The following is a 12,575-nucleotide window of genomic DNA, read 5'->3' as shown; positions in this document are numbered from 1 at the left end:
TGCATCATCCGTTGCCGATATCGTATCCGTCGCTTTGACTTAAATTGCAGGAGCGTGAATGTTATGGCTCCCGCAACTGACTTGTCTTTCCGTCCATCCCCGGCGTTGCCTACAGGGTGTAGGTAAGGGGCGGAAGCTTTGCGCAACAGTTGCACAGCTTGCCATGCGCCTGTTTGCGCGTCTTGCAAATGAACAGAAATCCTGCCTCGATCGCGGGTCTTGTTTCATTCCCGTTCCTTAGCGTTGTATTTCATGCTGACTTCGGAGCGATAGCCACAAACACTTTACTCAGACGCGGATTCAATCCGGTTTGTTCCAGGCCTTGAGGTCAGCGGCCTGCCCGGAGCCGTCGGGTGCCTGGTTTTAAAACCGCAGAGGCTGGGCAAGCTATTCCTTTGCCTCTCTTGATCATTATTATCCGATGTTAGGCGTGGACCGTTTTTCTCCCCCTTACCGCGCATTGCCAAAGAGGGCGTAAGGTAAGCAGTGCGTACCTTGTCAATCTATGATGCCGCCGGCGGATTTTAACTAACCCGCCAGTCTCCGTAATTCAGCGGCCAAATCGCGACTCAAACGGTTGAGGCATTCGTTGAGCGCCGCCACGATAATGGGATAGTCGGAAGTCGAAGCCGGTTCCGTGTAGGATACCTGCCGGCTCATTGTCACTCCATCGCCGCGCGCGATGCGCCATTGCGCGGTCAGGCCGGCCTGTCCCTGTGCGTCCGCATGAAATTCGAGAATAGTGACCGAGACCCGGAAAGTCGCCCGTTCCGACCTGTTTGAAGTATCGGAACTCCTTACTTCTGCTGGCACCAGCAGCGTGAGGTTCTGGGTCAACACACGGCGGATATTGTGGTCCAGTGATTCGGCCCAACGGTTGAGTTCGCTCAGTCGATAAGCATTTTTGCCGGCCGCGGTTACAATCTGGGGCCTGTCCACATAATAGGGAATGCGAACAGATGCCAGAATGACAGCGGGCTTTGGGGCGGCGATGGCCGGTCCGATGCTTTCGGCTTCACTCAGCGGCTCAAGCATAAAAAATTGCGACGGGGACGAACTGCAGGCTGCCAGGGACAGCAGTAAAACGGGCAGCAGGGGAAGAAAAACGGGCCGGTTCGCGGGCATGGCGGATATCCTCTAGTCTTGTTTGCCTGAAAGCACCGCTTCCGGGTGGCGTTCCAGATAGTCGGTCAGATTTCTGACGGAGCGCGCTGTCTCCCTGAGCGCTTCCAGGGTTTCCTGCAATGCCGATTCAGGGCCGACGGCGCCGCCCAGCTTCGTCATCGAATCCTGCGTCCTGTCAAGAGCGGCGGTGGCGGCCATCAGCGTCTTGTCGGTGTTGGCGATAATGGGCTGCAAATCCTTGATCAAGGCGCCAGTGTTGGCCATGGCGTTGTTGGTATTGACCAGCAACGGTCCCAGATCGCGATTGATCGTCTTGACCATGGTTTCCGTTTCCTCCAGGGTGTGGGCCAGGGCGACGGTGGACTTCTTCATCTCCTCGGAAGACAGAAAGGTCTTGATTTCACGCAAACTGGCCGATAAATCCTGAACGATGTCTTCCAGCGGCAATTCGTTGATTTTCCTTGCCACTTCCTCGGCCGTGTTGCGCAGTTCGTCAGCCGTCGTCGGAATGGCCGGGACTTCCAGTAATTCCCGATATTCAAGGCCGGTAAACACAGGCGGTTTGTCGGGATGCACGTCGAAGTCGATGAAAAGCAGCCCCGTCAACAGGCTTTGCATTTCGAGCCGGGCGCGAAAACCCGCGGCAACGAGCCGGTCCCGGTTCTCCTCCCGCTCCTTACGCGTCACCGCCCGGGGAAAAGATGCGCCTTCCGGACCGGTTAACGTATCGCGATCGATCTCTATCACGACCGGCTTGTAGATTTTGTCGGTCTTAGGATCGAACTGCAGAACGATATCGGTGACTTCGCCGACTTTGACGCCCTGCATTTTTACCGGCGCGCCAATCTCAAGCCCATTGAGCGAGGACTCAAAGAAGATCACGAAACGGACTTTATCGGCACGTAAAAACCGCCCGCCGCCGAACACGAAGACCGCTATCAGCAAAAGCGCCAAAGCGCCGACCGTGAAGCCGCCGATAGCGACAGGATTGATGGGTTTACTCATGGCAGCATTGCTCCCTTCTAAGGAACGGGAATGAAATAAGACCCGCAAATGAGGCAGGATTTCTGTTCATGTTCAACGACTGCATGGATGCAGGAGGTAGAGCAACGCATGGAGCAGTTGCCGAGGCGCGCAAACAGGCGCATGGCCAGCCATGTAACTGTTTGCGCAACGCTGAAGAGGGATGGAAAGACAAGTCAGTTGCGGGAATTATAAAATTCACGTTCCTAAGCCGGTTTATCGACATTGCTTTCGCCTCGGGTCAAAAATTGTATGATTCTGGGATCGCTGGACTCGGCTAGCAGTTTCCTGGGCGCACCGGTCGCCAGCATGGTCTTGGTCTCGGGGTCGAGGAACACCGAGTTGCTGCCAATGGCGAAAATGCTCGCCAGCTCGTGGGTGACAACGACAATGGTCGTGCCCAGCGTATCGCGCAGGCTAATAATCAGGTCATCCAGCAGCCTGGCGCTGACCGGATCGAGCCCGGCCGACGGTTCGTCGAAGAACAGGATCTCGGGGTCGAGCGCCATGGCCCGGGCCAGGCCGGCGCGCTTTTGCATGCCGCCGCTGATCTCGGACGGATAATAGTCCTCGAACCCGGCCAGGCCGACCAGGGCGAGTTTGTAAGATGCGATGTCGGCGATCTCGCGAGAGCCCATATCGGTGAACTCGCCCAGCGGCAAGGCGATGTTTTCGGCCAGGGTCAGGGAACTGAACAGGGCGCCGCTCTGGTACAGAACCCCGATGCGCCGCATGATGCGGACACGCTCCTCGTCGCTGGCATGCCAGAAATCCTGCCGGTCGTAGAAGACAGCGCCTTTCGCGGGCCGCTGCAGGCCGATCAGATGCTTGAGTAACGTGCTCTTGCCGCAGCCGCTGCCGCCCATGATGATGAAGATGTCGCCATGGTCGATGGTAAAAGTCAAATCCTGCTGAATCACGAAATCGCCGTACGCCATGGTCAGGTCGGTGACGGTGATATGCGGCGTGTTCATGGCGCGTCCCTGGCGTCGCTCATATGCCCAACCGGTTGCATAATAACGTGATCAGCGAATCCGCGACCACGATGTAGACGATGCTGTTGACCACGGCCGCCGTTGCCGCATCGCCGACCGCGGAGGCGCTGCGTCCGCACTGCATGCCGCGCATGCAGCCCGCCGTGGCGATCAGCAGCGCAAACACCAGGCTTTTAAAGATACCGATGCTGAAATCGGTCAGGTCCACAGCCTTCTGGGTTTCGTTGTAATACTGGATCAGGGATACATCGAAGGCGCTGACCGTGACCAGCGCCCCGCCCAGAATGCCCATCAGGTCGGCGTAAAGGCACAGCAGCGGCAGCATCAGGATCAGCGCCAGCATGCGCGGCAGGACCAGGAACTCCATCGGCGAGATGCCCATGGTCTTGAGCGCGTCGATCTCGCTGTTGACGTTCATGGTGCCGAGCTGCGCGGCATAGGCGGCGCCGGTGCGGCCGGACATGATCACGGCGGTCATCAGCGCGCCCATCTCGCGCACCGTGCCCAGGCCGACCAGATCGGCGATATAGATCTGGGCGCCGAACATGGCCAGCTGCACGGCGCCGACGAAAGCCAGGATCAGGCCCACCAGCAGGCTGATCAGCGTCACGATCGCCAGAGCCGCGGGGCCTGCGTCCTGTATGCACAAAAGTAAATCGACGGCGCGAAAGCGCGCCTTGCCCCGGATCAGCGACATGAAAGCCAGCATGGTCTCGCCGATAAAAGCGATCAGCCCCCTGACATCCTTAAGTCCGTTCAGGACCGTTTTACCGATGTCGGCCAGCATGGATTTTTTTTGCGTCGCGCGGCGCGCACCGGTTCGTTCCGGCACAGCGCGCGCTAGTTTGAGCAGCGCCTGTATACCTTCGGGCAGGCCGGAGGCATCGACTTCGATCTGCCGGGCCTGGCAATAATCGATGATTTTGAGCAGATAGGCCGGCAACCGGCTGTCCCAGCCGGCAAGCTCATGCGCTTGCAGCAACACGCGACTGGGACTGGTGGCGTCCAGCTCCGCCAGCACCTGCTCGGCCGGCTTGATTGCCGCGCCATGGCTCCAGTCGCCGGTCACCTGTATGGCCGCGGTCGAGTCGTCAATGGGTTTGACGCCGATAGGAGCCGGGGCAGCGTCGACCGCACTCACGGCAATTCCTCGCAGGCACTGGCGCCAAGGCATAAAGACCCGGTCCATAGGTTCAAAGGGGAGTTCATAATGCCTGTCGCTAACATGATCGGTTCCGCTTTAAGAAAAGGTTCATGGCAAGTCCTTTTTATAAGGGCATTGCAGGAATGTAACCGGGCTTTGAGAATATATCAGTAAGATACGGAATGAGACAACAAGGCTGGCTTTTGTATCCGTAGAGCTTCCGTTTTGCGTTCAGCCATGCCCCGCAAAGGCACATGAACAGACTCGTTCCTGCTGGTTACGCACCGAGTACCTGCACTGCCGTAGGTGCGAATTCATTTATGCCCTATGGGTACTTGTGCCCTTCAGGGTATTCGCACGAGCAAGGGGCGCTCTTTAAAGGCACATGTCAATTCGCACCCACATAGGAACACATGCCTCTGCCGAATACCAGCAACGGACCCCAGCGCTGCAGCGCTCAGCACGAGAAATAGCGATAAAACGCCCCATGCCCAACATCAATCAATAACAGGGCCAGGTCGTTTTGACGAAGCTGAGCAGGCCTAAAACGGCCGGCTGGCTCATTTCCTCCGGATGGTTCTTCGCCCAGTCGACAAACAGGGAAATCGCCTGGTCGCGGGTGGGCAGCGGATTGCTCATGCAGTACTGGGCGCGAACATCTTCCTGTTCGAAAGCGAGATTGCGATAAGAGTCGAAACCTTCCATATAGCCCGCGCAGAAGTGTATAGCGGCGACGTTATTGGGATCTTCGGCCGTAACGCTGCAAAGCGCCACCAGGTCGCGGGTTTCTTTTAACTGAAAGTTTTCCGGCGCGACTTCCGCTCCGGCGGCCAGCGCGCTCAGCGCCAGCGGAATTAAGACGATTAGCTGTTTGCATTGCATAAGGTAGGCCTCGCTGACTCGACGCTAATGGGCTGGTTAGCCATTTATTGAGACCCCGTGAGGGGAGGAGTGAATTAGCCATGATTATTCATTGTCATGGCCGGCTGTCTATTCGCGCCATTACTTATCAATAAGCGATATGAAGCGGTCGGCTGAACTGAAATTGAGTTAATTGAACCGTCCGGGCGATTTATGCCGCTCCAAAAAAAGGCGCTGGAAAATCCGTGGCATCAGTTTAAGATTACAATAGTCAGGGGCAGGCATTGAGTGATGCTTTGTCCCGGTTATTTTTATGATTGTTTCCTACCCGATAGATAAGAGGACGAATATGCACCAAGGCAGTGTGACAGCAAATATCGTGCAACCGCTGGAGCGGCGGATTTTTCTGGCCGATGTGCGCTGGGAGCAGGGCAGGATCGTCGATATCGCCAGACTGGGCGATGAAGACCCGAGCCGGTCGTACCTGTTGCCCGGTTTCGTCGATGCGCACGTCCATATCGAAAGCTCGATGCTGACGCCGGCCGAGTTCGCGCGCATCGCTTGCCGGCACGGCACGGTGGCGAGCGTTTCAGACCCGCATGAAATCGCCAATGTGCTCGGGCTGGAGGGCATTCGCTACATGTTTGACAACGCCGCGCTGACACCGATGCCGATCCTGTTCGGCGCGCCGTCGTGCGTGCCGGCCACGCCATTCGAAACGGCCGGCGCGCGCCTGGAAAGCGAACAGCTGGACTATCTGTTCGAGAACAGACTGAGCGGTTATCTGTCGGAAGTGATGAATTACCCGGCCGTGCTCGACAAGGATCCGAAGCTCATGGCAAAGCTCGATCTGGCCAAACGCTACGGCTGCCCGATCGACGGCCACGCGCCCGGCTTGACCGGCGACGCCATGCGGCGCTATGCCGAAGCGGGCATTTCCACCGACCACGAATGCGCCACGCTCGCCGAAGCGCGCGAAAAGCTGGCGGCCGGCATGCATGTCCTGATCCGGGAAGGCTCGGCGGCGCGCAATTTCGAGGCCCTGCATGTGCTGATCAGCGAGCATCCCGAGCAGGTGATGTTCTGCAGCGACGACAAGCATCCCGACGACCTGGTCGCGGGCCACATCAATCTGCTGGCGGCCAGGGCCGTTGCTTACGGCCATTCCGTCTTCGACGTGCTGCGCTGCGCCAGCCTGAATCCCATCCGGCATTACGGCTTGGTAACCGGCCAGCTGCGGGTCGGCGACCGCATGGATGCCGTGGAAGTCGAAAACCTCAAAACGTTTGCGCCGGTCAGCACCTGGATAGCCGGACAGCAGGTCGCCTCGCAGGGCAAAAGCCTGTTGCCCTACCGCCGGCACGAGCCCATCAACCGCTTCAATGCCCAGCCGATCACGGCGGCCCATCTGGAAGTGGCGGCGGGCGACGGGCAAATCCGCGTAATCAAGGCGAGCGACGGCGACCTGTTCACGCAGGAAACGCTGCACACGCCCAAAGTGGAAAACGGCAGACTGGTGCCGGACCTGGAGCGCGATATTCTGCTGCTGGCCGTCGTGAACCGCTATCAGGCCGCCCGGCCGGCGCTGGCGTTTATCGAGGGCTTCGGCCTGAAGCAGGGCGCTCTGGCGTCCAGCGTCGCCCATGACTCGCACAATATTATCGCGGTCGGCACCGACGCCGACGCCGTGTGCCGGGCCATGAACGCGGTCATCGGCGCGCAGGGCGGCATCGCGGCTGCCAGTCAGGATGGCGTCGAGCTGCTGCCGCTGCCGCTCGCCGGCCTGATGAGCCCAGACGATGGCGATACGGTCGCGGCGCGCTATGCACAGCTGAACGCCGCTGCCGGACGGATGGGTTCACCCTTGCGCGCGCCGTTCATGACGCTGTCGTTCATGGCGCTGCTGGTGATTCCTGAATTAAAACTGAGCGATAAGGGCCTGTTTGACGGCCGGACGTTTGCTTTCACCTCGTTGACGGTGTAATCCATGAGCCGATTCCTACTCAATCAGCGTCTGGTCGAAGAACAGCTGCCGGCCGGCACGGTCATGCTCGATGTGATACGCCGCCGTCGCGGCCTGACCGGCACCAAGGACGTCTGCCGCGAAGGCGATTGCGGCGCCTGCCAGGTGCTGCTGGGCAAACGCCAGGCCGGCGGGCTGCGCTATCAGGCCGTCAATGCCTGCTTGCTGCCGCTGGGCGCCGTGGACGGCGGCCATGTCGTGACCGTCGAAGGGCTGAACGGCGAGCGTTTGAATCCGATCCAGCAGGCGTTGGTCGACAACGGCGCGATCCAGTGCGGTTTCTGCACGCCTGGGCTGGTCATGGCGCTGACCGGCTTTTTCCTGAACAGCCCGGCATCCGATGAACACGCCGCCGTGGACGCGGCAGCGGGCAATCTGTGCCGCTGCACGGGCTACGCCGGCATCAGGCGCGCCATTAACCAGTTATGCCGCCGGTTTGATCTTTCCGGCTCGCCGCTGGCGCGACGAATCGAGGACCTCGTGCACTGGCAGATCCTCCCGCCTTATTTTTTGACAGCGGACGAGACGCTGGCCGCATTGCCGCTGCATCAGGCCGCGCCGTCGCCCGATGCCGTGCGGGTGGCCGGCGGCACGGACCTGTTCGTGCAGAAGCTGGCCTGGCTGCAGGCGCAGCCGCTGGATTTCCTGCCGGCTTCGGGCGACGGCATTCGCCGTGAGGGCAGGGATGGTATTGTCGATGCTACGACGACAATCGAACAGCTCAGAACCTCGCCGTTGTTCCGGCAGTGGTTTCCGTCCGCGGCGCAGGATTTCGAACTGATCTGTTCGGCGCCGGTCCGGGCGCGCGCGACGGTCGGCGGCAACCTGGTCAATGCCTCGCCGATCGCCGATCTGGCGGTGTTTTTTCTGGCTCTGGACGCGCGGCTGGTGATCGCATCGGCCACCCGTCTTCGCACCGTGGCCCTGAAGGATTTCTTTCAGGGCTATAAAAAAACCGATCTGCAGCCCGGCGAGCGGGTCCGGGAAATCCGGTTCGATACCGCCGCCGCGCAGCATTTCAGCTACGAGAAAGTCAGCAAGCGCACGCATCTCGATATCGCCGGCGTCAATTCGGCCCTGAGCATCGAGCAGGCCGACGGGCGCATCGTCAAGGCCCGTCTGGCCGCCGGCGGCATCGGGCCGGTGCCGGCTTATCTGGCGGCGACCGGTGCCTGTCTGCAGGGTAAAACCATCGAGCCCGCAACCGTTCTGGAAGCCGTCGAGATCGCCCAGGGCGAAATCACCCCGATCTCCGATATCCGCGGCTCCGCCGAGTACAAGCGCCTGTTGCTGCGGCAGCTGATATTCGCGCATTTTCTCAAGCTTTTTCCCGACACTATCCGCTGGGAGCAATTGCATGCACGCTAACGACACCGATCTGCACGCGCAGGGCGCCTCCACGTTTATCGACGATATGCCTGAGCCGGCCGGCCTGCTGCACGCCTGTCCGGTCGTATCCGGCATCGCCCACGGCCTGATCGAAAGCATCGATCTGAACGACGCCCTGGCCTGTCCGGGCGTGGTCGCGATCCTGCTGGCCAGGGATATTCCGGGCTGCAACAACATCGGCAATGTCGAAGCCGGGGAAGTGCTGCTGGCCGAACAGGAAGTCGTCTACCAGGGCCAGCCGGTCGCCGTGGTCGTGGCCGAATCCGACGCCGTCGCCCGGCGGGCGGCCGGACTGGTGCGCATCTGTTATAAAGAACTGCCGGCCGTGTTCGACGCCCGCGCCGCGCACGCGCAGGGCCTTCATATCGCGCCGCCGCGCATTTTCTCACTCGGCGACGTCGATCAGGCCTGGAAAGATTGCGACGTGATCGTCGAAGGCTCGGCCGTCTCGGGGGCGCAGGAGCATGTGTATCTGGAAACCCAAGTCGCCGTCGCTTATCCGCTGGAGAACGAGGGCCTGAAGGTCTTTTCGGCCACGCAGTCGCCGGGCATGGTGCAGCGCGTCATCGCCCGGGTGCTGGACTGCGCCATGAACAGGGTGGAAGTCGATGTCCTGCGCCTGGGCGGCGCTTTCGGCGGCAAGGAGGAGCAGGCGACCGGCTGGGCGGCCATGGCGGCGCTGGCGGCCGGCCGCCTGCAGAAGCCGGTCAAGATCAGGATGAACCAGGGCGAGGACATGCGCTGGACCGGCAAGCGCCATCCTTACGATTCGGACTTCAAAATCGGCCTGGACAAAACCGGCAGAATCCTGGCCTACGAAGTCTGCTTCTACCAGAACGCCGGCGCGGTCGCCGACCTGTCGCTTGCGATACTGGAGCGGACGCTGTTCCATGCCGGCAACAGCTATTTCATCCCCAACGTGCGCGCCACGGCCATCAGCTGCCGGACCCATCTTCCGCCTAATACCGCCTTCAGGGGCTTCGGCGGGCCGCAGGCCATGTTTGCGCTGGAGGCGGCGATCTTCAAGGCCGCGGCGGCCATGCACGTCGATCCGGCCCACATCCAGCGCCGGAATCTGCTGCAGGAAGGCCAGCCATTCCCTTACGGCATGCCGGCCGAAAACTGCCGGGCGCAACGGTGCTGGCAGCAATTGCACGATCGGTTCGACCTGCCGCGCCGGCAGCAGGCTATCGACAATTTCAACGCCGGCCACAGCCTGGAGAAAAAGGCGCTGGCCCTGATGCCGATCTGCTTCGGCATTTCCTTTACCGCGACCTTTCTGAACCAGGCCAGCGCCCTCGTGCATGTCTATGCGGACGGTTCGGTCAGCGTCAGCTGCGGCGCCGTCGAAATGGGCCAAGGCGTGAAGGAAAAAATTAGGCACGTGGCCGCGCGAACGCTTGGCATCGACAAAGCCCGCATCAAGGTCGAAAGCACCAATACCGCGCGCATCGCCAATATGTCGCCCACGGCCGCCAGCGTCGGCTCCGATCTCAACGGGCAGGCGACGCTGCTGGCCTGCCAGCGGATCCTGCAAGGCCTCAAAACGGTTGCGGCCCGGCTGGCGGGCGGCGAACCCGAGCAGATCAGCATCGAGCAGGAGCAGGTTTGTCTCGACGGCCGGCCGACGGCAACAGGCTGGAACAAGCTCGTCAGCGAGGCTTATCTGTCCCGCACCCCGCTGTCGGCGCACGCCCATTACGCGACGCCCAAGGTCTTTTTCGACAGGAGCACAGAGCGGGGCAGGCCGTTCGCCTATCACGTCTACGGCTGCGCCGCCGTGGAGGTGGCGGTCGACTGCCTGCGCGGCACTTACCGCGTCACCGACGTCAGCATCGTCCATGACGGCGGCAGAAGCCTTGCGCCTGACATCGACCGGGGGCAGGTGGAAGGCGGCGTCGTGCAGGGACTGGGCTGGATGACCCTGGAGGAAGTCCGGCATGACGGTCAGGGCCGGCTGCTGACCGACAGCCTGACTGCGTACAAGATCCCCGATCTCTATTTCGCGCCGGATATCGCCGTCGAATTTCTGGACGGCGATAATCCGGCCGCCGTCATGCATTCGAAAGCTGTCGGCGAGCCGCCGCTGATGTACGGCATCGGCGGCTATTTTGCGCTGGTCAAGGCGATACGGGCTTTCAACCCGGACTGGCAGCCAGGTTTCAGCGCGCCGATGACGCCGGAAAAGGTATTGCTGGCGCTGTATGAATGCGGCTGCTGACACTGCGCAACAGCTTGTCCGGCGCGCTGGTCTATGCCACGGGCGACAGCATCGCGGCGCTGCTGACGGGCGAATTCCAGGTTGCGCGCCTGATCGGCATGCTGTTGCTGGGCGGCACCTTATACGCGATCGAAATTCCCGCGTATTTCGCCTGGCTGGAACGGCGTTTCGACCAGCGTGATTTCGCCGGCCGCATCAAGCGGGCGCTGATGGCTCAGGCGTTCTTCAATCCGCTCTGGATCGCCAGGCATCTTGCGCTGATTCACTGTTTTTCGGGCCGGTTCGCCGAGATCCAGTGGCATCTGCTGAACGTCGGGCTGGCTTCCTTCGTGCGGATCGTGCCGGTCGGCCTCGTGGCCAATTACGTGATTCAGCATTTCATCCCGCTGCGCTGGCGTTTTCCGGCCAGCGCGGTTTTTTCCGCCTCGATGGCGGTTTACTACGCATTGAGCGAGAGGTTCTTTGGCTAATCAGGCAATATTTTGGCAGCGGGTCGCGGACGGGCTGGAACAGCACGGATCGGCCGTGCTGATGATCGTGGCCGGCAGCGAGGGCAGCTCGCCCGGCAAGGCCGGCGCGAAAATGGCTGTGTTCGCGGACGGCGAGTGCTTCGGCACGATCGGCGGCGGCGCGGTGGAGCACAGACTGGTCAAGAAGGCGCGCTCGCTGCTGGCGCATGGCGAATTTCAGCCCTTTTTAAGCCGGCAGCGGCACAATCTATCCGGGACGGACGGGCAGGCGACCGGCATGCTCTGCGGCGGCGAACAGACGGTCCTGGTGTACGGCTGCCGGTCCGGCGACAGCGCGCTGTGCCGGCAGCTGGCCGGCAAGATGCGCGGCGTGCTGACCCTGTCGCCGGCCGGCATGGCGTTCGATCCGGCGCGCACCCTGACCGGACACTATGCTTTGCAAGCCGGAAGCGAATGGCGCTACGAGGAAAACATCGGTGTCCGCAAACAGGCTTACCTGATCGGCGGCGGGCACGTCAGTCTGGCGCTGTCGAAAATTCTCGCCACGCTCGATTTCGAGATCACCGTTATCGACGAGCGCGACAACCTGGACACGCTGGCGCGCAACAGGGATGCGCATCGTAAAACGATCGTGCCGTACCGCGACATAGCCGATGCCATACCGGAAGGCCGTCAGGTGTTCGTGTTGATCATGACGCACAGTCACAAAACCGATGAAAAAGTCGCCGAAAGACTGGCCGGCAAAAAAGTGCGCTATCTGGGGATACTGGGCAGCCGGAAAAAAATCGCCCAGCTCAAAGCCAACCTGAGCGCCAGATTGCCGATCGAAACCCTGCAGCGCATCCGCGGCCCGATCGGCCTGCCGATCCACAGCCATACGCCGGAAGAAATCGCTATCAGCATCGCGGCCGAGTTGATTCAGCTGGTGAATGGCGGTTAGCCTGAATATTTCACCACGAAGGACACGAACGCCTCCAAGGACAGGAAATGATCCCGTCATTTCTCTGCATTCACCTCATCCATGGGGATTATGGAGGCGGTAGAATTGCGTCTGGAACAGCAATCGAGTACACGAAGGCTTTTCAATTCAAATACTTAGAAATATTTCATGATGAGCTTATGAAGTTATCGGTGATAAATGATAACGCCATGATTTTCTTCGTGTTCTCGGCAACTGCTCCTGCGTTGCTCTACCTCCCACATCCATGCGGTCGTTCGTGTTCTCTGTGGTTTCATGAAATATCCGGGTTAGGCTTTGATAATACTGGCGTAGGTGCGAATTCATTTATGCCCTACGGGTACTTGTGCCCTTCAGGGTATTCGC

General features: G+C 60.5%; 10 protein-coding genes. 5 read left to right on the top strand and 5 right to left on the bottom strand.

Translation table 11 applies throughout. The features are described 5' to 3' along the window. Positions 1–528: 528 nt before the first annotated feature. The 5 genes from METMA_RS0123105 to METMA_RS0123085 form a co-directional block, all read right to left on the bottom strand. Complete coding sequence (locus tag METMA_RS0123105; protein ID WP_020161501.1) at positions 529–1,125, bottom strand: PqiC family protein; 597 nt, start codon at positions 1,123–1,125, stop codon at positions 529–531. 12 nt (positions 1,126–1,137) lie between these two features. Continuing rightward, on the bottom strand, positions 1,138–2,130 hold the full coding sequence (locus tag METMA_RS0123100) for an MlaD family protein (RefSeq protein WP_020161500.1): 993 nt from the start codon (positions 2,128–2,130) through the stop codon (positions 1,138–1,140). A gap of 224 nt (positions 2,131–2,354) precedes the next feature. Then, positions 2,355–3,122, bottom strand: a complete 768-nt coding sequence (locus tag METMA_RS0123095; RefSeq protein WP_020161499.1) for an ABC transporter ATP-binding protein — start codon at positions 3,120–3,122, stop codon at positions 2,355–2,357. 19 nt (positions 3,123–3,141) lie between these two features. Continuing rightward, positions 3,142–4,284: an MlaE family ABC transporter permease gene (locus tag METMA_RS0123090; protein ID WP_232216418.1), complete on the bottom strand. Its 1,143-nt coding sequence runs from the start codon at positions 4,282–4,284 to the stop codon at positions 3,142–3,144. A gap of 504 nt (positions 4,285–4,788) precedes the next feature. Continuing rightward, positions 4,789–5,169, bottom strand: coding sequence for a Rap1a/Tai family immunity protein (locus METMA_RS0123085; protein ID WP_020161497.1), 381 nt, complete (start codon positions 5,167–5,169; stop codon positions 4,789–4,791). A gap of 328 nt (positions 5,170–5,497) precedes the next feature. Between METMA_RS0123085 and ade the strand changes: the two genes are divergently transcribed. The 5 genes from ade to METMA_RS0123060 are packed head-to-tail and all read left to right on the top strand — an operon-like array spanning position 5,498 to position 12,191. Continuing rightward, positions 5,498–7,132, top strand: a complete 1,635-nt coding sequence (ade, locus tag METMA_RS0123080; RefSeq protein ID WP_020161496.1) for an adenine deaminase — start codon at positions 5,498–5,500, stop codon at positions 7,130–7,132. Between the two features lie 3 nt (positions 7,133–7,135). Beyond that, positions 7,136–8,539, top strand: a complete 1,404-nt coding sequence (locus METMA_RS0123075; RefSeq protein WP_020161495.1) for an FAD binding domain-containing protein — start codon at positions 7,136–7,138, stop codon at positions 8,537–8,539. Then, a complete protein-coding gene (locus tag METMA_RS0123070; protein WP_020161494.1) occupies positions 8,529–10,781 on the top strand; it encodes a xanthine dehydrogenase molybdopterin binding subunit in 2,253 nt (750 codons plus the stop codon). Before METMA_RS0123075 ends, METMA_RS0123070 begins: the two co-directional genes overlap by 11 nt. Then, a complete protein-coding gene (locus METMA_RS0123065; RefSeq protein WP_020161493.1) occupies positions 10,769–11,251 on the top strand; it encodes a hypothetical protein in 483 nt (160 codons plus the stop codon). Before METMA_RS0123070 ends, METMA_RS0123065 begins: the two co-directional genes overlap by 13 nt. Further along, positions 11,244–12,191, top strand: a complete 948-nt coding sequence (locus tag METMA_RS0123060; protein WP_020161492.1) for an XdhC family protein — start codon at positions 11,244–11,246, stop codon at positions 12,189–12,191. Before METMA_RS0123065 ends, METMA_RS0123060 begins: the two co-directional genes overlap by 8 nt. The last annotated feature ends 384 nt before the right edge of the window (positions 12,192–12,575 follow it).

Origin of the sequence: Methylobacter marinus A45, from assembly GCF_000383855.1 — a bacterium.
GTDB lineage: Bacteria > Pseudomonadota > Gammaproteobacteria > Methylococcales > Methylomonadaceae > Methylobacter > Methylobacter marinus.
The sequence above is the reverse complement of the archived record's forward strand: the minus strand, read 5'-3'. Positions and strand labels throughout refer to the sequence as shown.

Bases quoted from the DNA above. Each gene is read 5' to 3' on its own strand.
- ade (WP_020161496.1), top strand. From the start codon at position 5,498: ATGCACCAAGGCAGTGTGACAGCAAATATCGTGCAACCGCTGGAGCGG.
- METMA_RS0123105 (WP_020161501.1), bottom strand. From the start codon at position 1,125: ATGCCCGCGAACCGGCCCGTTTTTCTTCCCCTGCTGCCCGTTTTACTG.
- METMA_RS0123065 (WP_020161493.1), top strand. From the start codon at position 10,769: ATGCGGCTGCTGACACTGCGCAACAGCTTGTCCGGCGCGCTGGTCTAT.
- METMA_RS0123095 (WP_020161499.1), bottom strand. From the start codon at position 3,122: ATGAACACGCCGCATATCACCGTCACCGACCTGACCATGGCGTACGGC.
- METMA_RS0123070 (WP_020161494.1), top strand. From the start codon at position 8,529: ATGCACGCTAACGACACCGATCTGCACGCGCAGGGCGCCTCCACGTTT.
- METMA_RS0123085 (WP_020161497.1), bottom strand. From the start codon at position 5,169: ATGCAATGCAAACAGCTAATCGTCTTAATTCCGCTGGCGCTGAGCGCG.
- METMA_RS0123100 (WP_020161500.1), bottom strand. From the start codon at position 2,130: ATGAGTAAACCCATCAATCCTGTCGCTATCGGCGGCTTCACGGTCGGC.
- METMA_RS0123075 (WP_020161495.1), top strand. From the start codon at position 7,136: ATGAGCCGATTCCTACTCAATCAGCGTCTGGTCGAAGAACAGCTGCCG.